Origin of the sequence: Rahnella inusitata (assembly GCF_003263515.1) — a bacterium.
Lineage (GTDB): Bacteria > Pseudomonadota > Gammaproteobacteria > Enterobacterales > Enterobacteriaceae > Rahnella > Rahnella inusitata.
Genome location: NZ_JYDE01000007.1, coordinates 133058 through 154021 on the forward strand (window position 1 = coordinate 133058; position 20964 = coordinate 154021).

Annotated in this window: 17 protein-coding genes, 1 pseudogene and 1 riboswitch; of the genes and pseudogenes, 10 read left to right on the forward strand and 8 right to left on the reverse strand. The window is 53.5% G+C overall.

The features are described from left to right. Positions 1 to 145: 145 nt before the first annotated feature. Positions 146 to 2128: a tetratricopeptide repeat protein gene (locus TU92_RS04880; RefSeq protein WP_112164849.1), complete on the forward strand. Its 1983-nt coding sequence runs from the start codon at positions 146 to 148 to the stop codon at positions 2126 to 2128. Between the two features lie 185 nt (positions 2129 to 2313). On the opposite strand, the gene TU92_RS04885 is transcribed toward TU92_RS04880, so the two are convergent. Further along, on the reverse strand, positions 2314 to 2895 hold the full coding sequence (locus TU92_RS04885) for a nuclear transport factor 2 family protein (protein ID WP_112164851.1): 582 nt from the start codon (positions 2893 to 2895) through the stop codon (positions 2314 to 2316). Positions 2896 to 3018: 123 nt separating this feature from the next. On the opposite strand from TU92_RS04885, the gene TU92_RS04890 reads away from it, so the two are divergent. Continuing rightward, the gene (locus TU92_RS04890) at positions 3019 to 3921 is read left to right on the forward strand and encodes a LysR substrate-binding domain-containing protein (protein WP_112164853.1); all 903 of its coding nucleotides are present in this window, start codon (positions 3019 to 3021) and stop codon (positions 3919 to 3921) included. Between the two features lie 13 nt (positions 3922 to 3934). Here TU92_RS04890 and TU92_RS04895 read toward each other — a convergent pair whose 3' ends face one another. After that, a complete protein-coding gene (locus TU92_RS04895) occupies positions 3935 to 4711 on the reverse strand; it encodes an NAD(P)H-dependent oxidoreductase (protein WP_112164855.1) in 777 nt (258 codons plus the stop codon). Positions 4712 to 4797: 86 nt separating this feature from the next. On the opposite strand from TU92_RS04895, the gene TU92_RS04900 reads away from it, so the two are divergent. Then, positions 4798 to 5691 carry a LysR family transcriptional regulator gene (locus tag TU92_RS04900; RefSeq protein WP_112164857.1) on the forward strand — a complete coding sequence of 298 codons (894 nt, stop codon included), beginning with the start codon at positions 4798 to 4800 and terminating at the stop codon, positions 5689 to 5691. 69 nt (positions 5692 to 5760) lie between these two features. Here the strand turns inward: TU92_RS04900 and TU92_RS04905 are convergent, their stop codons facing one another. Further along, positions 5761 to 6423 (reverse strand): DUF3313 domain-containing protein, encoded by a 663-nt coding sequence (locus tag TU92_RS04905; protein WP_112164859.1) that lies wholly within the window; start codon positions 6421 to 6423, stop codon positions 5761 to 5763. Positions 6424 to 6560: 137 nt separating this feature from the next. Next, a complete protein-coding gene (locus TU92_RS04910; RefSeq protein ID WP_112164861.1) occupies positions 6561 to 6998 on the reverse strand; it encodes a GNAT family N-acetyltransferase in 438 nt (145 codons plus the stop codon). A gap of 77 nt (positions 6999 to 7075) precedes the next feature. On the opposite strand from TU92_RS04910, the gene TU92_RS04915 reads away from it, so the two are divergent. The 5 genes from TU92_RS04915 to thiD all read left to right on the forward strand — a co-directional run bounded on the left by TU92_RS04915 (position 7076) and on the right by thiD (position 13242). Continuing rightward, positions 7076 to 8779: a sensor histidine kinase gene (locus TU92_RS04915; protein ID WP_112164863.1), complete on the forward strand. Its 1704-nt coding sequence runs from the start codon at positions 7076 to 7078 to the stop codon at positions 8777 to 8779. Next, on the forward strand, positions 8757 to 9476 hold the full coding sequence (gene btsR / locus TU92_RS04920) for a two-component system response regulator BtsR (RefSeq protein WP_112164865.1): 720 nt from the start codon (positions 8757 to 8759) through the stop codon (positions 9474 to 9476). Before TU92_RS04915 ends, btsR begins: the two co-directional genes overlap by 23 nt. 128 nt (positions 9477 to 9604) lie before the next feature. Further along, complete coding sequence (locus TU92_RS04925; protein WP_112164867.1) at positions 9605 to 11410, forward strand: carbon starvation CstA family protein; 1806 nt, start codon at positions 9605 to 9607, stop codon at positions 11408 to 11410. A gap of 89 nt (positions 11411 to 11499) precedes the next feature. After that, positions 11500 to 11601: riboswitch (TPP riboswitch) on the forward strand. 34 nt (positions 11602 to 11635) lie between these two features. Beyond that, positions 11636 to 12445, forward strand: a complete 810-nt coding sequence (thiM, locus tag TU92_RS04930; protein ID WP_112164869.1) for a hydroxyethylthiazole kinase — start codon at positions 11636 to 11638, stop codon at positions 12443 to 12445. Then, positions 12442 to 13242, forward strand: coding sequence for a bifunctional hydroxymethylpyrimidine kinase/phosphomethylpyrimidine kinase (thiD, locus tag TU92_RS04935; protein ID WP_112164871.1), 801 nt, complete (start codon positions 12442 to 12444; stop codon positions 13240 to 13242). The genes thiM and thiD overlap by 4 nt, the downstream gene beginning before the upstream one ends. Positions 13243 to 13259: 17 nt before the next feature. Here thiD and TU92_RS04940 read toward each other — a convergent pair whose 3' ends face one another. The 3 genes from TU92_RS04940 to TU92_RS04950 all read right to left on the reverse strand — a co-directional run bounded on the left by TU92_RS04940 (position 13260) and on the right by TU92_RS04950 (position 15867). Next, on the reverse strand, positions 13260 to 14108 hold the full coding sequence (locus TU92_RS04940; RefSeq protein WP_112164872.1) for a hypothetical protein: 849 nt from the start codon (positions 14106 to 14108) through the stop codon (positions 13260 to 13262). 123 nt (positions 14109 to 14231) lie between these two features. Then, entirely contained in the window at positions 14232 to 14918 is a 687-nt protein-coding gene (locus tag TU92_RS04945; protein WP_112164874.1) for a GntR family transcriptional regulator, read from the reverse strand. A 112-nt stretch (positions 14919 to 15030) separates the two neighbouring features. Next, positions 15031 to 15867: a helix-turn-helix domain-containing protein gene (locus tag TU92_RS04950; protein ID WP_112164876.1), complete on the reverse strand. Its 837-nt coding sequence runs from the start codon at positions 15865 to 15867 to the stop codon at positions 15031 to 15033. Positions 15868 to 16139: 272 nt separating this feature from the next. On the opposite strand from TU92_RS04950, the pseudogene TU92_RS04955 reads away from it, so the two are divergent. Together TU92_RS04955 and TU92_RS04960 are read left to right on the forward strand one after the other, a co-directional pair. Next, positions 16140 to 17548 (forward strand): annotated as a pseudogene (locus TU92_RS04955) (MFS transporter). 26 nt (positions 17549 to 17574) lie between these two features. Continuing rightward, positions 17575 to 19551: a glycoside hydrolase family 127 protein gene (locus tag TU92_RS04960; RefSeq protein ID WP_112164878.1), complete on the forward strand. Its 1977-nt coding sequence runs from the start codon at positions 17575 to 17577 to the stop codon at positions 19549 to 19551. Between the two features lie 72 nt (positions 19552 to 19623). Here TU92_RS04960 and TU92_RS04965 read toward each other — a convergent pair whose 3' ends face one another. Further along, positions 19624 to 20913 (reverse strand): MFS transporter, encoded by a 1290-nt coding sequence (locus tag TU92_RS04965; protein WP_112164880.1) that lies wholly within the window; start codon positions 20911 to 20913, stop codon positions 19624 to 19626. Positions 20914 to 20964: the final 51 nt, after the last annotated feature.

Sequence of the window (20964 nt, forward strand, 5' to 3'; positions counted from 1 at the left end):
GCGTCGTCGCAGCGGTGCCGCAAACCGCTCTATAATTTTATTGGATAGAAAATCCCACCGGGTGATAATCGATTTACAAACGGCAGGGAGGATATTGGCCGTTTGAACACCATGAACACTCATCACTAATGGGCAATTTTCAACTATGTTCAAACGTATCCTGTCTGCCTTCAGCGGCAAAAAGAATGTTAAATCTCCTGCCATCGTCTCTGATCAAACAAGTGAACTCACCCCTACGACAACTCAGGAAGAACTGATTGTTGCTTATGATGCCTATGGTCGCGAGATGCATATCACGCGCGGCGACTGGCGCGAAAAAGTCTTTCTGCCTGCTTTACAACAAAAGTGGGACGACGCTGCCGGGCTCTATGACACGATACTCTCGGGGTTGAATGACGGCTTTGCAGCCGACCTGATGCCGGCAGCCCGACGTCTGGTTGAGATTGACGATCTTCCTGAGCGCTGCCATGTAATTCAGGGCATTGTGCTGATGAAAAATGGTCAATTATCTGACGCTGAAAAGACCTTGCGCACAGGCATTGAAAAAGCCGGTGCCACGGGCACGCTGTTGACAAATTTAGCGAAAGTATTTGCCGAGGCGGGTGATGAAAACCGGGCAGATGAAACGCTTTGGCAAGCCATTTTGACCGATCCTAATTTGGAGAATGGTTTGATGTGGTGTGCAATGATTCAGCAGGAACGTGGCGGCGATGCGGCCTATTTATCAGGCCTGCGTGCTGTAGCTGCTTTGCCCGGCAGCTGGAGAGCACAATGTTGTCTTGCCCGTTATCATCTGGAACACCAGGAGATTGAATCTGCCCGCACCTTATATAGCGACGTGCTGGCTGGCGGCCTGTTCGACGGGGGAGCTTTAATGATGATTTCCGGCGATCTTGGCAATAATGGGCAGATTCCACTGATCGTCGAACTTGTTGCTCCGGTCTATGATGAGCACAAGCATGATCCGATGGCCGGTCTCAATTTGCTGCGCGCCTATCAGGCATTGGGCGATGCTCAGGAGGGCGAAAAGCTGCTAACTCGAATGTATTCCCTGAGTTTTACGCCAATCAAACAGTATCTGGACGAATTTGCCCAAACCTTTCAGGCGATGCGTAAACGAGCCGAAGAGGGGATACCTGTTGACCCTGACACGCTAAAAATCAGCACGCTGGTACTCACCCAGCCCATCTGGCATTACGGTTTATGCAAAGCAGACTGGCTCTTCGAACAAAAGGCTGAGGACATCGACCATGTGGGTTTCTTCGCCCTTGCGAAAAAAAGGGAGGGAGACGAAGGTCCCGAATCGCAGCGAGAGGATGAAATTGGTCGTCTGACACGCGCTATTCCTTTGTATTTCGCCGAATCCGCTCACTATTGGAGTCAGTTTGCGGCCCGTTTCTATATTCAGGTCGCAGAGGGCGGAGGCCCTGTGGTATCGGGAGAGGAGGCGGATGCAAATGCGCTTTTCGACGTTGTGCCGCCTGCGATGAAGTTTTTTGTAACAGGTGAAATCGGTTGTTCGGGTGAAGGTGAGCAGCGTCAGTGGCAAATTTCGCTCAGTCTGTGGAATTGCACCACCCGCAAGAAACAGGCTTTCGAAAGTGGTCAGGCACCCGATGCAGAGCTTGGTTCTCTGATACTGAATCTTGAAGAACGTCTGCTTGCTCACATCGGGCAGAGGCGTGAACAGCCTCTTGATACGTTTTATCTCCGTCCTTCTACTGAAGCCATGAAAGTGTATCTGACAGCGTTGGGGCAAACTTTCATGCTGACGTTGATTGCCAATGAACAGGTGCCGGCGTCTTCAATGTGGGGTGAACGGGCAATGCTCGACTGGCCGCTTAACATGGCTTTACATTGGCCGTCAGCTGAAGTCCTTAAAGTGATGTATATCTCCGGGCTGGGTAAAGCCTTCGACTATCAGTCAGAGGTTCTCGCAGAATATCGGGAACGAAGCCTGAATTTATTGCGTGAAGCGAAAGAACTCAATAGTCCGGCAATTCATCTTGCACCGCTCGTATGGAAAATATTCGGCATGCGCGACGAATTTAACGCTCATCGTCAAAATGTCTCTGCCGACGCAAGCAAAGCCTATAGAGAATGGTTGGAGCGTGTGTCTGCAAAGTAGAAATACGCAGGTTTTTTAACTGTAAATACGTCTGCGCATTTTTAAACAGAAATAATAAATCTGTTATTGAGAACCCATAAATAGCCAGTTGATAACCTTATCCGCTGGTTTTTTTTTGGGGTTTTGTAACCGCAAAATAGCATGTCCGGGGAATGGAGTGGCTTCACCGGTGAGGAGAGGGAGGATCAGGCTTTTAGCCAGGCAACGCCGCTGGCTTTCATTTCTTTTTCTAACTCGCTCCCGCGGGTGGCAAAAACGCGTTTGACCGGGAAGCCGCTTTTTTCCAGCATGTAGGCCAGCGCCGCATATTCACGTGGATACTTTGCCGCGACGGCATTATCGATTTCGACCGGCCCCATCGGGAAAGTGAAACTCGCCATATCGTAAATGCTTTGGCGGTGCAGGAGTTTCCAGACACCATCACGCTTTTCCACCCAATCGTAAAAACGGTTATGCCCCACGCAGCCTACGTTCAGTTTGACGTTCTCGCCGATGATCATGGCATTGGTCTCGACAATTGCTTTCGTCGCGGTCTGATTGAACGTCACATTGGGGGTGCCGATCAGGTGTTTAGTTCGTGCGTCGGATGCACCCATTTTCATCGAGCCATCAACAAACTCGCTGGCCAGACCCTCGAACCAGGTGACTTCAATAGTGCCATCAGGATGAAAAAGCTCACGAAGCGCATCCCATTGACCCAGATCACGATGGATCCAGCCGGTCATCAGGTCGGTTATTTGCAGACGATCTTCAAGATAATGTTGCATGGCAAAGTCCTTAAGCAGAAGGCACCTGTGTGCCGATGAAGCAGAGCATCCTCTTTAACGTTGATAAATTCCAATGTGTTAATATGAACGATCTATCATTTTAAATGATTAATGGGGGGTGCGATGGAATTACGTCATCTGAGGTATTTTCTGGCGGTTGCCGAAGAGAAGCATTTTGGGCGAGCCGCTGAGCGACTGCACATTGTGCAACCGGCCTTGAGTATGCAAATTCGTGCGCTGGAGGAAGAGCTCGGAGGGCCGTTGTTTGTGCGCACCAGCCGCCGGGTAGACCTGACCGAAGCGGGCCACTTACTGCTCGCCCAGGCACGTAGTACGCTCGCTCAGGTTGAACATGCCAAATTAACCGTCCAGCGCGTCATGCGGGGTGAGCTGGGAAGCATACGGCTGGGGTTTGCCGGGAACGCCGTTTTTAGCGGTAAGCTGATGCGCGATCTGCGCGCCTTTCACAAAGCGTATCCTGATGTCGAATTGATTGTCCGTGAAATCCCCCCGCAGCAGCAGGCAGACGCGATTCTGGCAGGGCAGTTGGACATTGGGTACACCCCCGATCACAGCAAGTTACACGATCGTGCGCTGGTGGCTGAAAGAATTGGTTACTGGGAAAGACGGGTGGCCATGGCTGACGATCACCCTCTGGCCAATATTCCCCGGCTCAAAGTAGCAATGCTCGCGACAGAACCGCTGATTTTCTACGATGCGCACGATGCGGATGAGTATTTGCTTCACAGGCTTATTGAGATGCTGGGGCATACACCTAATATCGCTCATCGTACTTCCAGCACCCTGAGTGTTCTGGCTTTAGCGGCGGCCGGAATGGGTATTGCATTAGTCCCTGAGCCTCTGGAACAGGTGCATATACCGGGGCTGATATACCGCAAGCTGGAAGAACCCGATCTGGCCGCCAACCTGATGCTGGTGAGCCGCGCCGGAGAAACCAATGGCGCAGCCTGTACTTTTCTGGCGATGGCGCGAGAAGGTATGGACAGCGATAAGGCCATCGGTTGACGGCCTTCCTTTTTTATTTTAAATGCGCCGCAAACCCCGTCTTGCCCGGTGCGATTTCAGGCTTCAGCGTCAGTGAAGGGATTTCGTACTCGCCACTATTTTGGTGTCTGAAAGCGATGGGTGTGGTGCTCTCTAACGTATCCAGCCGTGTGGCGAGTTCATCACAGATCTGATTAAAGCGTGCGGCATCAGTACGGCCTGTGCGATACAACACCAGCGGCGGAAGCACGGTGAATCCCGGATAATGCAGTACCCCATGCTGGATAGGGAAAAGCACATCGTCGATAGCTCCGTTTATGCCACGCGGGCTGTAATGCGATTCCCAGCCGCCGGTACTGACCATCAGCATCGCACGTTTACCCTTCATCGCGCCTTCTCCGTATCGGTCACCCCAGTGCGTATCCGAATGTTCCCCTACGCCATAAGCAAATCCATAAGCATAAACGCGATCAACCCAGCCTTTCATGATGGCAGGCATTGAAAACCACCACAGCGGAAACTGGAAAATGACCGTATCCGCCCAGCGTAATTTCTCCTGCTCAGCGACGATATCGGCGCTTTGTGTGCCATTTTTAAACGCGCGCTGGGAATCCAGAGAAGGATGAAACGGAATGTCCGCTGAGGGGGCAATGTTGTCACGGGCATCCAGTTGAGCTTTCCACTGCATAGCATAAAGGTCAGAAACCTGAACGTTGTGACCCGCAGTACGAAGGTGGGTGATAGCGAAATCTTTCAGTGATCCGTTAAGGGACTGAGGTTCCGGGTGGGCATACACAATTAAAATATTCATGACGAACTCTCTGTGGTGGGTATCAATGCAGAGTAAGATGTCATCAGGTATAGTTAAAATGAATTTAAAATATAACAGGTATAGTCATGAACAATTTAAGCCGTCTTGATCTCAACCTTTTAATGACGTTGGATGTTCTGCTGGCTGAACATAATGTGACGCGCGCGGCGCAGCGGTTAAACCTTTCTCAACCCTCTATCAGCGTTCAGCTCGCTAAGTTACGCGATTTTTTTGACGATCCGCTGCTGCTGCCAGGGCCACGCGGGATGCGCCCGACGGCACGCGCTGATGAGTTACGTGAACCTCTCCGGCGGGCGCTGACAGCACTTGAAAATGCGGTTGCTACGGGTGAAGTTTTCGAACCCTTCAGGGCGGTCAATACGTGGAGACTGGGCGCGGCGGATTATGGCGAATCGACCATTGTTTTACCTTCCCTACAGGCTTTGCGCGAGGCCGCTCCCGGAACCCGGCTGGCAATATTTGAAACATCTCCGACGCGCATTGTCAGGAAGATGGATCAAGGGGAGCTGGATTTGGCGTTTCATACCTCTGACGTAGTGGCGTCGGGGTTACATCGGAAATTATTGTTCAACGAGCGCTACGTTCTGGTGAGCCGGAAAAATCATGCGCGTGTGTCAGCCAACATTTCTGTCGCCGAGTTTTGCGCGCTCGAACATGTTGTCGTTTCACCGGATGGGGGAGGGTTTGAGGGCATAACAGACAGTGCGCTGGCGCAATTCGGATTATCCAGACGTGTGGTGCTCTCTGTACCCCATTTTTTATTCGTGATTCAGGTCCTGATGACCACCGGTTTAGTGGCAATGCTTCCTGAGCGGCTGGTACGCGACAATCCGGCATTGCAACTCACTGAACCGCCGGTGACTATCCCCGGCTTTGAAATGTATATGTACTGGCACGAACGTTCTCACCGGGATCCTGCCCATATCTGGCTGCGCGAATTTATGAGCCGCGAGGTATGATCAAGCGTGCAGGGAATAAAAAAGGCAGCCATCCGGCTGCCTCATAAAATACTCACTCACGCGTCTGGTTTAGTTAGCCTGGAATAACTTAGTGTCATTCGCCAGACTATCGACCACGACTTTCAGGTCATTCGCGGTAACTTTCTGGGTGTCGTTGGACACTTGTTTACCGAAGCCTTTACGTACCACTTTGAAGACGGGTTTACCGGTGCTGGCATCGACCAGTTCGCCCTCGAAATACACTTCTGTATCACGGGTACGGTGGCCGGTAGCTGTTTCGGTTCCTGCAATCACCAGTGCAACCGGGATCACTTCATAGAATTGCAGACCTTCGGCTGACGTATTTACGCCGGTGATGGCCCCTTTGAAGATAAGCGTGCGCGGGCCTGCGTGATCCGTCAGTTGCAGACGCTCACCCATGGCCGGTTTCAGGCGGGTGTTGGCGTAATCCAGCACGCCTTGCAGCGTTTCTTTACTGATTTGCGCGGTAGGTTGTGGTTCCGGATAGAATTTGATCGGTTCAAACATCAGGTAAGAATAGTTTGATGCTTTAAAGGAAGGATCAATCCAGCGCAGCACAGGCGTGCCTGACGCGGTTTTGGTCTCTTTCAGGTTGGAATAATCACCGAGGAAACCAGAGAATTTTTCGCTCTGAGTGACATGACTGGTACAGCCAGCTAAGAGCAGGGCACCGGTCACGAGTGCGGCCTGAAGCAGTTTTATTTTTTTCATTCGTACCCTCAAAAAGTTTAAGAAGACAAAGTATGTATAGCACTGCTGGGGAATTTAACCTCTTAACAACAAAGAAAAATTGATGGAGAACAGAATATTGATATTTATGAGGTAAGCGACGAATAACTCACTTTGTTTTATTTAGCAGATGAATGAAAGAGATAATACTCCCCTTTCGGGCTATCCCCCGTGGCGACTACGATCCAGCCCTTTGATAAATAGAATCCCACCGATTTTTTACTCTTTACTAAACATTTCAGCGAGCCGGTGCGGGTAAAGGTTTTTTCGGCGGCATGCAGCAATGCGCTGCCAGCGCCCGTTCCCTGAAACTGGGGATCGATAAACAGGTTATGCAGAAAATTTTCCTGAGTGAAAATGGAAGCAAAGCCGAGCAAATGGCCGTCGCGCTCGGCGACCAGAATCGTCTCGCCAATCACCGCACGATCGAAGTCCTCCAGCTTATAGTCAGCGTTTTCCAGCCAGGTCCAGGTGTCTTTGCGTGCGGCCAGATACAGCGTACGTAAAAAAGGGCGATCGGCTTCTTCGTAAGGGCGAATGTGGAGTGGTGATACCAAAGAGTGAACCCCCTCAAAGATTGTGTGGATATTGTCGACTATAGTGCGCGTCTCACTTAATGATACTGCCAGCGACTATGTATGAGTTCAATTTGGTTTTGTTGCTGTTGCAGCAAATGTGCGTTTATTTAGTTATCGCTTACTTACTCAGTAAAACCCCGCTGTTTATTCCCCTGATGCACGTCACCGTTCGGCTGCCACACAAACTGTTGTGCTATTTCATGTTCTCGATGTTCTGCATCATGGGGACCTATTTTGGGCTGCATATTCAGGACTCTATCGCCAATACCCGCGCGATCGGTGCGGTGCTCGGCGGTTTACTTGGCGGGCCGGTCGTCGGCGTGCTGGTCGGGCTGACCGGTGGATTGCACCGGTATTCTCTGGGTGGGATGACGGCGCTGAGCTGCATGATTTCGACGGTGATGGAAGGGCTGCTCGGCGGTATCGTTCATCGCGTGCTGATGCGGCGGGGGCGTATTGACCGGTTGTTCAATCCGCTGACCGTTGCGGGCGTCACGCTGTTTGCCGAAGTATTGCAGATGGCGATCATTTTGATGGTCGCACGTCCTTTCGACGAGGCCCTGCGGCTGGTAAAAAGTATTGCCACGCCGATGATGGTGACCAATACCATTGGCGCGGCGATGTTCATGCGCATTCTGCTCGACCGGCGGGCGATGTTCGAGCGCTACACCACAGCATTCAGCGCCCGTGCGCTGAATATTGCGGCCTGTACCGAGGGCGTGCTGCGGCAAGGGTTTAATCAGGAAAACACCGCGCGGGTAGCGCAGATCATTTATCAGGAACTGGATATTGGCGCGGTGGCGATAACCGATCGCGAGAAGCTACTGGCGTTTGTCGGGATCGGCGACGATCACCATCTTCCGGGCTCGCCGATTTTGTCCGAGCACTCACACCGCGCTATCGAACATAACGAAGTGGTCTACGCCGACGGCAATGAAGTGCCGTATCGCTGTACACAAAGCCCGTCGTGCAAGCTAGGGTCGACGCTGGTGATCCCGCTGCGCGGCGAGAATCAGGAAGTGATCGGCACGATCAAATTGTACGAAGCCCGCAACCGGCTGTTCAGTTCGATCAACCGGACGCTGGGCGAGGGGATCGCCAGTTTACTGTCGGCGCAGATCCTCGCCGGACAGTATGAGCGCCACAAGCAGCTGCTGATCCAGTCTGAAATCAAACTGCTGCACGCGCAGGTGAATCCTCACTTTCTGTTTAACGCGCTGAATACTCTGGTGGCGGTGATCCGCCGCGACAGCCAGCAGGCGGGCGAACTGGTCCAGCATCTCTCCACCTTCTTTCGCAAAAATCTCAAACGGCCCCAGGAGGTGGTGACGCTGGCCGATGAAATTGAGCACGTGGAAGCCTATCTGCATATCGAACGCGCGCGGTTCAGCGACCGTCTCAGCGTGACGTTTGATTTCCCCGACGCACTGCAACAGCTGTTTTTACCCGCTTTTATGCTGCAACCGCTGGTGGAGAACGCCATCAAGCACGGGACGTCGCAGCTGCTGGGCGCCGGACATATTCATCTTTCCGCCATCGGGCAGGGCGATTGTCTGGTGCTGACCGTCGAAGATAACGCCGGGCTGTATGCGCCGTCGGCTGGCGGAAAGGGACTGGGCATGAGTCTGGTCGATCGTCGTCTGCGCGGGCGCTACGGCGAAGAATTTGGTCTGCATGTGGAATGCGAACCGGAACAGTTTACCCGTGTCATTTTACGGTTGCCGTTAAGGAGTCAGCATGCTGAAAATATTGATTGTTGATGACGAGCCGCTGGCGCGTGAAAATCTGCGTTTTCTGTTGCAGGATGCGGCGGATATCAGCGTGATCGGCGAGTGTGAAAACGCCGTGGAAGCGCTGGGAGCTATCAACCGGCTGCAACCCGACGTGGTGTTTCTCGATATCCATATGCCGCGCATCAGCGGGCTGGAGCTGGTCGGGATGATTGACGCTGAGCGTATGCCGCACATCGTATTTCTCACCGCCTATGACGAATATGCCCTGCAGGCGTTCGAAGAGAACGTTTTTGATTATCTGCTCAAGCCGGTACAGGCATCGCGGCTGGAGAAAACCCTATGTCGTCTGCGTAAGCATCTGCCGGAACAAAATATCACCGCGCTGATGGCCGGCGAACCGGATTTGGCGCTGATCCCCTGTTGTGGCCAGAACCGCATTTATCTGCTTTCCTTCGACGAGGTGATTTTTGTCAGTTCGCGCGTCAGCGGCGTCTTCGTAAACCGCGCCGATGGCAGTGAATGTTTTACAGAACTGACACTGCGCACCCTGGAAAATCGGACGCAGCTGCTGCGTTGCCACCGGCAGTTTTTGATCAACATAAACCATCTGCGGGAAATTCGTTTTGACGACAGCGGGCTGGCGGAGTTGGTGATGAAAAACCAGGTGCGCGTACCGGTCAGCCGTCGCTATCTGAAAGCCCTGAAAGCTCAACTGGGGCTCTGAGGCACGCCGTTCATCCCTGCATTTTGCCGCTTAAATCGCTATGCCGCCGCTGACCTAAACAGCGGACGCGCTTTCTACAGGGCTTTGCTACGTTGCACCGGATTATTCCTCATCCGGAGAACAACAAGATGCAACACGCGCTGACTTTTGTCATCGCGACTCTGTGTATCCTGACCATCTGCTACCGATTTTACGGCGTGTTTTTCGTCCGTAAAGTGCTGAAAGCCGATGATGCTCAGGTCACGCCGTCGCATTTACTGGAAGACGGGAAAGACTATGTCCCGACGAAGAAATGGGTGAACTTTGGCAGCCACTTTGCGGCAATTGCGGCGGCGGGGCCCCTGGTCGGCCCGGTGCTGGCGGCGCAGTACGGTTATCTGCCCGGCATGTTATGGCTGCTGATCGGTTGCGTGGTCGGCGGCGCGGTACACGATACCGTCGTGTTGTTCGCCTCGATGAAACACCGGGGTAAGTCCCTGTCGGAAGTCGCTAAACGTGAACTCGGGCCGGTAGCTGGCTGGTGTACCGGGCTGGCGATGCTATTTATCATCACCATTACCATGGCGGGGTTGTCGATGGTGGTAGTACATGCCCTTGAGCGTAACCCGTGGGGCACGTTTGCCGTCTTCATGACCATCCCGGTGGCGATTTGCGTCGGCCTGTGGGAGCGTCTGACCGGCAGTATGAAAGCCGCTTCGTGGGCAGGCATTATCGCGATTATGGCCTGCGTGGTGATCGGGCCGTACATCCAGGCCTCGGCGTTTGGCGAATGGCTCAGCCTGCGCGCCTCGACGGTCAGTCTGGTCCTGCCGGTCTACGCTTTCTTCGCCACCGCTCTGCCGGTATGGATGTTACTGACGCCGCGCGGTTATCTCTCCAGCTTCATGAAAATCGGCGTGTTCGGCGCGCTGATCGTCGGCGTGGTGTTCATCAACCCGGAAATTCAGTTCCCGGCGATCACGCAGTTTATCCACGGTGGCGGCCCGGTGCTGGCCGGTCCGGTCTGGCCGTTTATCTCAATCACTATCGCCTGTGGCGCGATATCAGGTTTCCACGCATTTATCGGTTCCGGCACCACGCCCAAGCAAATAGACAAATGGAGTGACATTTTGCCGGTCGGTTTTGGGGCGATGTTAGCGGAGTGCGTGGTCGGCGTGATGGCGTTGATTGCCGCCACCGCGCTGCATCCGGCGGATTATTTTGCGATTAACTCCGCGCCAGAAGTGTTTGCCGGTCTGGGCATGCAGGTGGTGAATCTGCCGACGCTTAGCCAGGAAATTGGCTTAGACCTGAGCGGGCGCACCGGCGGTGCCGTGACGCTGGCGGTGGGCATGGCAGATATCTTCACGCGCATCCCGTGGTTCAGCCATTTGTCCTCTTACTTCTTCCAGTTCGTGGTGATGTTCGAGGCGGTATTCATCCTGACAGCGGTCGATTCAGGCACCCGTGTGGCGCGCTATCTGTTGCAGGATTTCTTCGGTGACCTGTGGGCGCCGCTGAAACGTACTGACTGGTGGCCGGGCGCGGTGGCATGCAGTATTGTCGCCTGCCTGCTGTGGGGATATTTGCTGAACTCCGGCGATATCAACTCAGTCTGGGCGCTGTTTGGCGTCTCCAACCAGCTGATGGCTTCAATCGGCCTGATGATCGGCGCGACCATTATTCTGCGTCTGGCGGATAAGCGCCGCTATATGCTGACCTGCCTGATCCCGCTGGCGTATCTCTACGTGACCGTGAACTACGCGGCGTACTGGATGGTGGCTCACGTCTATTTCAATCCGCTGGCCAAAGGTTTTAATCTGTTCAACGGCACAATTTCTATCATCATGGTCGCGCTCGGTGCGGTAATTATGGTGGCATCCATCCTGCGCTGGATAAAACTGTGGCAGGCACGCAGTGAAGGTGTAGTGGAGGATGTGGCGGCGACGGTATAAATCACGGTTATCTCATCAGCCCTGTCAATGGACAGGGCTTTTTTGTATCAATTGCTGATTGATCTTCCTGCCGTCCACACCAATAATGCTCCCTTGACTCGGGGTGCCGCTCTTGCAAAAGACAGGCTGAGATTTTACCCGTATTACCTGATCTGGATTATGCCAGCGTAGGGAAGTCAGGTATCTCTCCCGATGCCGCCTTCCTGAAAGCCGGTTGGGAGACTTATGAACGTCCGACCTTCCGTATTTCCCGGTGCGATTGCCGCCGGTTCTTTGCAACAACTCCGCCATCCATCACCGCTGGTCCACTGCCTGACCAACGACGTGGTGCAATCTTTTACTGCCAATGTTTTGCTAGCGCTGGGAGCGTCTCCGGCGATGGTGGTTGATCCTGCCGAAGCGGCGCAGTTTAGCGCCGTTGCTGATGCCTTATTGGTCAACGTAGGTACGCTGACGCATCCTCACGCCGATGCCATGCTGGCGGCTATTCAGGCGGTGAATCAGGCCGGAAAACCCTGGGTGCTGGATCCGGTGGCCGTTGGCGGCCTGCGCTGGCGCACCGAATTCTGTCTCGACATCATCAAGCTCAAACCCGCCGCCATTCGCGGCAACGCCTCGGAAATCCGCGCGCTCAGCGGTCTGAGTGCGTCCGGTCGCGGCGTCGACAGCGGTGACGACTCTCTTTCTGCCTTGCCCGCCGCGCAGCAGCTGGCGCATGAAACCGGCGCGATTGTCGCAGTCACCGGTGAGACAGATTATGTGACCGACGGCGATCGCTGTTGGGCGGTGCCGGGCGGCCATCCGATGATGACCCGCGTGGTCGGCACCGGCTGTGCGCTGTCGGCGGTGGTGGCCGCTTTCATTGCGTTGCCGGGCGACCGGCTCGATAACGTCGCGGCAGCCTGTCGCGTCATGTCCTGCGCCGGTGAACGTGCTTGCGCTACCGTCAAAGGGCCGGGCAGCTTTACGCCAGAGTTCCTCGATAATTTGTACGTAATGAACGGGGAGTGGTTAAACGGGGAGACGCAGCCATGAAGCGGATTAATGCGCTGACCATTGCAGGCACCGATCCGAGCGGCGGTGCCGGGATCCAGGCTGATCTCAAAACATTCTCGGCGCTCGGCGCTTACGGCACCAGCGTGATCACCGCGCTGGTGGCGCAAAACACCCGCGGCGTTCAATCGGTTTATAATATCGAACCGGAATTTGTGGCGGCGCAGCTGGATTCTGTGCTCAGCGACGTACGCATCGACAGCACAAAAATCGGTATGCTGGCAAACAGCCAGATTGTGGAAGCGGTCGCGGAACGGCTCCGGCACTATCAGCCGCCGTTTGTGGTGCTTGATACCGTCATGCTGGCGAAAAGTGGCGATCCGTTATTGCTGCCGGAAGCGGTGGATGCAGTACGCCGGTTGCTGATCCCGCAGGTTTCGATCATCACGCCAAACCTGCCAGAAGCGGCAGCGTTACTGGAATGTGCCATAGCGACCAGCGAAGCGGAAATGCGTGAGCAGGGTGAAACCTTGCTGGCGATGGGGTGTGGCGCGGTGTTGATGAAGGGCGGTCATCTGAGCGATGAAGAAAGTCCTGACTGGCTATTTATGGCCGGTTCCCGTGAGCGTTTTACCGCGCCGCGTGTGAATACCCGCCATACCCACGGCACCGGCTGCACATTGTCTGCGGCGCTGGCGGCGCTGCGCCCGCGTCACAACAATTGGGCGGATACCGTGCGCGAAGCCAAGACGTATCTGCAACATGCGCTGATGCACGCCGACTCTCTTGAAGTGGGCCACGGCATTGGCCCGGTGCATCATTTTCACCGCTGGTGGTAGGGCGTTATTGACATCAATCAGGCGCTGCGTTGAGTTTCTGCCAGCGCCTGTTGAGCCTGATGAAACATGGACAGCGCCCGTTGTAAGTGCACGGCGTCGAACGGATTCAGCGGATAGAATTTTTCGTCTTTGCGCGGGCGCAGCATCACGCGGATTTTATTCGCTGACATCCTTTCATAAAGATAGCTGGCGATGTCCTGATTCTCTTCATCCTTCCAGGACAGCACCAGCGCCGCATGCTCACCGCTGCGGCGGCCAATAAACTGCTCGTTCAGCCAAAGACCTTCCAGATCGCCATCATTTTGCAATTTTTTGCCGCTAAACCACGGTGAATCTGCCAGCAACCACAGCACCTGCGGTGTGATCTCTTCATGCAACTGTCGCCACATTGGACGGTTATTGTCCATCTGCCAGCAGGCCATACCAAGATAATCATTCAGCTCGCGCCAGTCATTTTCCAGCCGCTCTTTCAGTTCGGGATCCTGCACGTGCATAAACTGTTGCAGACCGCTGGCCTGTTCGCCCAGCTTGTTATAGGCGACCACCGTCATGGTGCGGGGTGTACGGCGAAAGGTGACCCACAGCAGGATTTTAGGGATACGAAAAGTAATGGCCTGAATGGTCAGCTTGTAACGATTACCGCGAGACATTACCAGGCCGTTCGCGGTACCGCGTTTGTCCTGATAATTTCGCACCAGCACCACGCTGTTCTGGCCCATCCATCCGGTGAGGTAATGTTCTTTCTCGCTTTCCGCCACGTCGAGATCGCGGGCGATCTGGCTGATTTTTTCTTCATCCAGCTGGGCGAGGGACAGTGACTCTTCAGCACTGTAAAAGCTTTTCTTCAGGGAGGCAGTAGCAGGCATAAGAATTTCCACGGTATCGATGTGGTTTACAGCTTACCTGAAGTTGTCATACAAATTTTAGGGTTAACCCGCAAAAATTAACCTAAAACGATCTGACGGCAGATTTATTCGGGATAATGCCTTTTACTCCGCATCAAACCAGTCGCTGTTTTGCTCGGCTATCGGGGTAATGGTAGAAATCATTTCCTGCAAATGAAGGCGGATGGCATTTTCAGCGGCGTCCGGGTCATGCGCTTTCAGAGCGTCGAAAATGGCATAGTGCTGCGCGATAAGATTTTCCGGCGGGGAGACTTTGCTGAGTGTCAGGAACCGTACGCGATCCATCGTCGCTTTGATGTGTTCGACGGTTTCCCATGCCAGACGGCAGTCGATAATTTGCGCGATCGTGCGGTGAAAATCATCGTCGAGCAACAGAAATTCCTGCGTTTGCTGGCTTTTTGCCGCCAGCGTCTGACGCTCAAGATTATGTTCCAGCAGCGCCAGATCTTTATCCGTGGCAACCATAGCAGCACGGCGAACCACGGCGGTTTCCACGGCCTCACGAATGAAACGGCCATCGGCGACGCGCTTGGATGAAATCTTCATCACATACGTACCGCGTTGCGGTAAGACCTGAACCAGCCCGGCTTCGGCCAGTTTGATAAAGGCTTCGCGAACCGGCTGGCGCGATACGTTAAAGCGTGTGGAAATCTCTTTCTCCGACAGGAATGCCCCCGGCGCGATGGCACAGGTGACGATGTCCTGACGCAAGGTGCGGTAAATCTGCTGATTCACCGGCACATTACTGAGAAATTCAAAGGCGTCTGTCATGGGCAAAAGTTGTCTTCAGAGTCGGGAGTTAACAATACTAGCATGAGTTTTCTCAGGGTTTTGAGATTGTTAGCGCAAGGTTGTGACAGAAATTTGGGATATTTCATAGAAACTAATCCGAATTGATATGCTCACGGCAGTAAAGTTTTTTATAGGCTGCCGGGGTCATGCCCAGCAGCTTGCGAAACACCCGACGAAAATATGCAGCGTCGTTAAAACCGGTGAGTCGTGCGACATCAGCGACGTTTCCGGTATTGGCCAGCAGCAGCTTCTCGGCGGCGGCGACACGCTGTTTATGCAGCGCATCTGTCAGGGTCATCTGGAACGTCAGACGAAAAACGCGTCCAAGATAATCGGCATTGCAGTGCAACCTTTCCGCCAGCTCAGAAGCACCGAGCGGCAGATGAAACTGAGTGGTGATGAGTTGCCGCGCCTTATAGGCCAGCGCGACGCCGGGCCCGCCGGGTTCCACATTTTCCGGCCAGGCGCGCGCGACTTCCTGCAACAGCAAAATCAGATACAGCGCCAGTGAATTCCCGCCTCTTTCCTGCTCATATAAAAATAGTCTGAATAGCGTTAAGAGTGTTTCACGATCCCTGACTTTGCAATGCTGTGGAATATTCAGCTGTAAAGAGGGATTATTTTGCCATGAATCCATTAACGTGCGATTGCTCTCAATATCGAAGTGTAACCAGTAAAATTTTAATTCAGGATCAAACGTCGTTAACCCTTTATGTTCTCTGCCGGGGAATAACAGTAAACTTTCCCCTTCACGCAAATCAAAACGCGTATTCTCTTCCTGCAATGACAGGCTGCCGCGTACGACATAAATCAATTCATGCGAGTTAAGTCTGCGTGTCGGATGTGTGCCGATCCCACGTGAGATAAAGAGCCCGCCGTTCTGCACGTTAACCGGGTACTTCACTGGAAATGAAAGTGCATCAGTCATTTAGCAGGCACGCCCTCAGCAAGTAAAGCCTGACAGTAGCACATAGCACGGTGGCTGCCCGTCCTGCCGGCAGACGTTTTGATCTGCTTCACATATTCCATGCGTGAGTCGGAATTGTCCCGTTTAACTACTTTATCCTCCTCTTGTTGGCGTCTGGTTCCCGTGCCAGATTAAATGCGTACCCTATAAAAACAGGCTGATATAACGCCTCAGCCTGATATCCCTGCATTCCTGACGGCTTATTAATACACATATAAAAGCGAGGAAATATAATGCCAACAGATTCTGTTAATACCGGTTCAATATCGGGAAAGAAGGCGGAGGGAATAATTTCTGCGCACACCAAACTTTCTGTCAGTGAGAAAATAGGTTATGGATTAGGGGATGCCGGTGGCACGATCATTACCTGCCTGATCACCAGTTTCCTGACCTTCTTCTATACCGACGTATTTGGCCTGACTCCGGCGATTGTCGGTACATTGTTTATTTCCCTGCGCGTTATCGATGCGATTTCCGATCCGCTGATGGGCATTCTGGCCGACCGCACGCAAAGCCGGTGGGGACGTTTTCGCCCGTGGCAACTTTGGATCGCGCTGCCGATTGGTGTGGTGGGTTTTCTGACGTTTACCGTGCCAGGTTTGAGCGGCGACGCCAAAATTGCCTATGCCTTCTTCACATATTTCCTGCTTTCAGTGTCTTACACCGCGATAAATGTGCCGTATTGCGCGCTGATCAACACCATGACCACCGATCATCGCGAAGTCATTTCCTGCCAGTCATGGCGCTTTGTTTTATGCGGCGTGGCGGGCTTTATGGTGTCCGTCGGGCTGCCGTGGCTGGTGCAGATTTTCGGCAAAGGCGATGCGGCGCTCGGGTATCAGCAAGGTGTCGGCTTACTGTGTGCCATTGCCGTAGTGATGTTCCTCTGGTGCTTCTTTACCGTACGCGAACGTCTGCCGCTGGCGCTGCTCGGCCAGTTCAGCATTCGTGAACATATTCGTGGAATGCTTAAAACGATCAGCTGCTGCTGGTATTGCTGATGTCCTTTCTGCTGATCAATGTGTTCAATCTGCGCGGCGGCGGCTACATGTATTTCATTACTTACGTGCTGAAAGGCGGTGCCGGATACGCCTCTATGTTCTTTGGCATGGTGACGCTGGCGTCGATTCTGGGGGCGGTGATCGTCAATCAACTGACCCGGCTTATCGACAGCGTCCGTCTCTATATGATCACCAATCTGGTGCTGGCGGTATTTTCCCTGCTGCTGTGGTTTGTGCCAGTGGGTGAACAATTCCAGACGCTGTGGCTGGGGATAATCTTTGTGCATTGCGTGATCCTCGGATTCACCCTGCCGCTGCACTTTTCCATCATGGCGTTCGCAGACGATTACGGTCACTGGAAAAATGGCATCCGTTCCTCGGGCATGAACTTCGCCTTCAATCTGTTCTTCATCAAGCTGGCCTGGGCGTCAAGTGCCGGGATCATCAGCCTGGTTTTCATTTGGGTGTCTTATCAGGCAGGTGCCGAACACCAGACGCCGGCGTCGCTCGGCGGCATCACGTTGCTTGAAACGCTGCTGCCTGCGGCGATGCATCTTCTGCTGGCGGGGACGCTGATGTTCTGCAAGCTCGATAACACACTGCTGACGCGGATGTCGCACGATCTGGCGGCCAAAATTTAATGACGTTCATTATTTCAGGAGGTTGTATGTCATTTTCTCCGGTTGAATCTTTAGAAGTACCTTTGCAAAAAGTGAATATTTCCGATGCGTTCTGGCTCGAATATCAGCGTCTGGTGAGGGATGTGGTGGTGCCTTATCAGTGGAAAGCGCTGAACGACGATGTGGCAGAGGCCGAGCCGAGCCATGCGATTGAGAATTTCAGAATTGCCGCCGGGCAGAGCGAGGGTGAGTTCTATGGCATGGTGTTTCAGGACAGCGATGTCGCCAAATGGCTGGAGGCGGTCGGGTATTTGCTGGCAAAAACGCCGGATGCTGAACTGGAAAAAACGGCAGATGCAGTCATTGAACTGGTCGGCGCGGTGCAACAACCTGATGGTTATCTCAATACCTATTTCACTGTCAAAGCACCGCAGCAGCGTTGGACGAATCTGGCGGAGTGTCACGAGCTTTACTGCGCCGGGCATTTGATCGAAGCAGGCGTAGCTTACGCACAGGCGACCGGAAAAACCCGTTTGCAGGATATTGTTTGCAAGCTGGCGGACCACATTGCACAGGTTTTTGGCCCCGGCGAACAGCAGTTGCACGGTTATCCCGGTCATCCGGAAATAGAACTGGCGCTGATGCGTTTATATGAAGCCACCGGCGAAACCCGTTATCTCGAACTGACGCGTTACTTCGTCGAACAACGTGGCGCAGAGCCGCATTTCTACGATAGTGAATACGAAAAACGCGGTAAAACGTCGCACTGGAATACTTATGGCCCGGCGTGGATGGTGAAAGACAAAGCCTACAGCCAGGCGCATGTGCCGATAGCGCTACAGACCACGGCTATCGGCCACGCGGTGCGATTTGTGTATCTGTACGCCGGTGTCGCGCATCTGGCGAGACTGAGTCAGGATCAGGAAAAACGTGAAGTCTGCCAGCGACTGTGGGAAAACATGACCCAGCGGCAGATGTACATTACCGGTTCTGTAGGATCGCAAAGCAGCGGCGAAGCGTTTTCATCAGATTATGATTTACCCAACGACACCGCTTATACCGAAACCTGTGCCTCGATTGGGCTGATGATGTTTGCCAACCGCATGTTGCAGCTGGAGGCTGACAGCCGTTACAGCGACGTCATGGAGCGCGCGCTTTACAACACCGTGCTGGCCGGTATGGCGCTCGACGGGAAACATTTTTTCTACGTTAATCCGCTGGAAGTGCATCCGAAAAGTATCCCGTTCAACCATATTTACGATCACGTCAAAACGGTGCGTCAGCGCTGGTTCGGCTGTGCCTGTTGTCCGCCGAATATCGCACGTCTGTTAGCGTCGCTCGGGCATTATATTTATACCCAAAGGCCGGACGGTGTGGACATCAATCTTTATATCGGCAGCGATGTGGAAGCGACGGTCGCAGGCAAACCACTGCGTCTCAAACAGTCCGGCGGCTATCCGTGGACCGAACAGGTGCTGATTGAAGTCAGCACCGATGCGCCGCTGGAGGCCACGCTGGCGCTGCGTTTACCGGACTGGTGCGCCAGCCCGCAGGTGATGCTGAACGGTAAGCCGCTGGAACTGGCCGGTCTGACCCGGCGCGGCTATTTGCGGCTGACGCAGGAATGGCAGCAGGGCGATCGCATTGAAATGACATTACCGATGCCGGTGACGCGTGTGAAGGGGAATACGTTGCTGCGACATGTCGCTGGAAAAGTGGCGATCCAGCGCGGTCCGCTGGTGTATTGTCTCGAACAGGCGGATAACGGCAGCGAACTGCACAATGTCCGGTTGCCGTACGATGCGCAGTTCCGGTTGATCGCCGGAAGCGGACTTTTTGCCGGTAAGACGCTGTTGCAAACTCAGGGGCAGCGCCGCTCGTCGTCTCAGGCCGGTGAGCAACCGCTCTATCGCTTCAATCCATCAATCGAAGAGACCGTATCGCAAACCATGACCTTTGTGCCGTACTTTACCTGGGCAAACCGTGGGGAAGGGGAGATGCGCGTGTGGATTGATGAAGCGTAAAAATATTAAGCGTTCGTGATAAAAGCAAACCCGGCGCATTTGGCCGGGTTTGTCTTATTGATATCCGCGCTTTCAGTTATGAGAGAGTGTGGTTTCCACTGATTGCTTTGGGGGCTTAATCACAAAGAACACCAGAATGGCACCCAGCGCCGCGACGCCGCCTGCGAGCATAAAGGCGCTGTCGAAACGGCCAGTATTCTGCACGATAAATCCGGTGACGACCGGCCCGATGATCCCGGAGACGCTGCCGACCAGATGAATAAATCCGCTGGTGCCGCCGACGCGGGATTTATGCACCACATCCTGAATAATCGCCCAGTAAATCGCCCCTGTGGTGTACAGGAAGAAAATAGAGACTGACATTAATACCACCGCAGGTACCACGCTGGTCACGATACCGGCGAGCGCCACGCAGACGGCTGCCGCTAACAGGCTGACGACTAATATAATTTTACGTGACAGTAATAAGCGACCGGTAATATTAAAAATCTTATCGGAAATATAACCGCCTAATGCCAGACCCACGAAGCCGACAATCCATGGAATGACGGTGGTTAAACTCATTTCTTTAATATTTAATCCGTGCGCCTGCACCAAATAGGCCGGGAACCAGCTCAGGAAGAAGAATAAAATATAGTTATAGCTGAAGAAGGCAAACGCGGTGACCAGAATAATCGGCTGTTTTAGATAATATCCCAGACCGTGCGCCGCCTGCGCCAGATCTTCTTCTGCACTTAAATGCTCATTCTTCATGGCATCCACCAAACGCAATTCTTCCGGGGAGACGCGTTTACTTTTCAGCGGATTATCGGCCACGGTGAAGAACCAGACGGCCATCCATACAATGCCGATCGCAGCAATCACCATAAACGCCGGACGCCAGCCAAATGAAATGGCCAGATACCCGACGATCGGGCCGGCCACTGCGCCGCCGAGCGGCGAACCCGCGCTGAGAAGTCCCATGGCGGTGGCAGCCTGTTTCTTCGGGAACCAGCCGTTAATCATCTTATTTGCCGAGGCGCATATCGGCCCTTCGGCCATACCGAATAATACCCGCAGAATAAGCATGGAATAAAAGCCGGTGGCGATAGCAGTCATCCCGCAAAATAATGACCACAGTCCGACGGCTAAACCCATAACAATTGTCGGGCCGAATTTATCTACCGCTAAACCCCCGAGGAAGTTAAATATCGCGTAACCAAAGAAGAAACTCCCAAATATCAGGCCGAACTGTTCGGGATTAATGGTCAGCTCTTTTTCTATCATCGGGACAGTAATCGACAGCGCGACGCGGTCGAGGTAATTGATCATGTACACCATAAACAGCAGGAATACGATAATCCAGCGCAGATTCTTGAACATAGGTAAGTGCTCCACTTGGTGTCGTTTTAATAGTGTTGCGTTATTTGTAGG

Coding starts and splice junctions, on each gene's coding strand:
- TU92_RS04940 (WP_112164872.1), bottom strand. CDS start 14,108: ATGCCTGCTACTGCCTCCCTGAAGAAAAGCTTTTACAGTGCTGAAGAG.
- TU92_RS04885 (WP_112164851.1), bottom strand. CDS start 2,895: ATGCAACATTATCTTGAAGATCGTCTGCAAATAACCGACCTGATGACC.
- thiD (WP_112164871.1), top strand. CDS start 12,442: ATGAAGCGGATTAATGCGCTGACCATTGCAGGCACCGATCCGAGCGGC.
- btsR (WP_112164865.1), top strand. CDS start 8,757: ATGCTGAAAATATTGATTGTTGATGACGAGCCGCTGGCGCGTGAAAAT.
- TU92_RS04915 (WP_112164863.1), top strand. CDS start 7,076: ATGTATGAGTTCAATTTGGTTTTGTTGCTGTTGCAGCAAATGTGCGTT.
- TU92_RS04880 (WP_112164849.1), top strand. CDS start 146: ATGTTCAAACGTATCCTGTCTGCCTTCAGCGGCAAAAAGAATGTTAAA.
- TU92_RS04900 (WP_112164857.1), top strand. CDS start 4,798: ATGAACAATTTAAGCCGTCTTGATCTCAACCTTTTAATGACGTTGGAT.
- TU92_RS04890 (WP_112164853.1), top strand. CDS start 3,019: ATGGAATTACGTCATCTGAGGTATTTTCTGGCGGTTGCCGAAGAGAAG.
- TU92_RS04965 (WP_112164880.1), bottom strand. CDS start 20,913: ATGTTCAAGAATCTGCGCTGGATTATCGTATTCCTGCTGTTTATGGTG.
- TU92_RS04925 (WP_112164867.1), top strand. CDS start 9,605: ATGCAACACGCGCTGACTTTTGTCATCGCGACTCTGTGTATCCTGACC.
- thiM (WP_112164869.1), top strand. CDS start 11,636: ATGAACGTCCGACCTTCCGTATTTCCCGGTGCGATTGCCGCCGGTTCT.
- TU92_RS04895 (WP_112164855.1), bottom strand. CDS start 4,711: ATGAATATTTTAATTGTGTATGCCCACCCGGAACCTCAGTCCCTTAAC.
- TU92_RS04905 (WP_112164859.1), bottom strand. CDS start 6,423: ATGAAAAAAATAAAACTGCTTCAGGCCGCACTCGTGACCGGTGCCCTG.
- TU92_RS04960 (WP_112164878.1), top strand. CDS start 17,575: ATGTCATTTTCTCCGGTTGAATCTTTAGAAGTACCTTTGCAAAAAGTG.
- TU92_RS04950 (WP_112164876.1), bottom strand. CDS start 15,867: ATGACTGATGCACTTTCATTTCCAGTGAAGTACCCGGTTAACGTGCAG.
- TU92_RS04945 (WP_112164874.1), bottom strand. CDS start 14,918: ATGACAGACGCCTTTGAATTTCTCAGTAATGTGCCGGTGAATCAGCAG.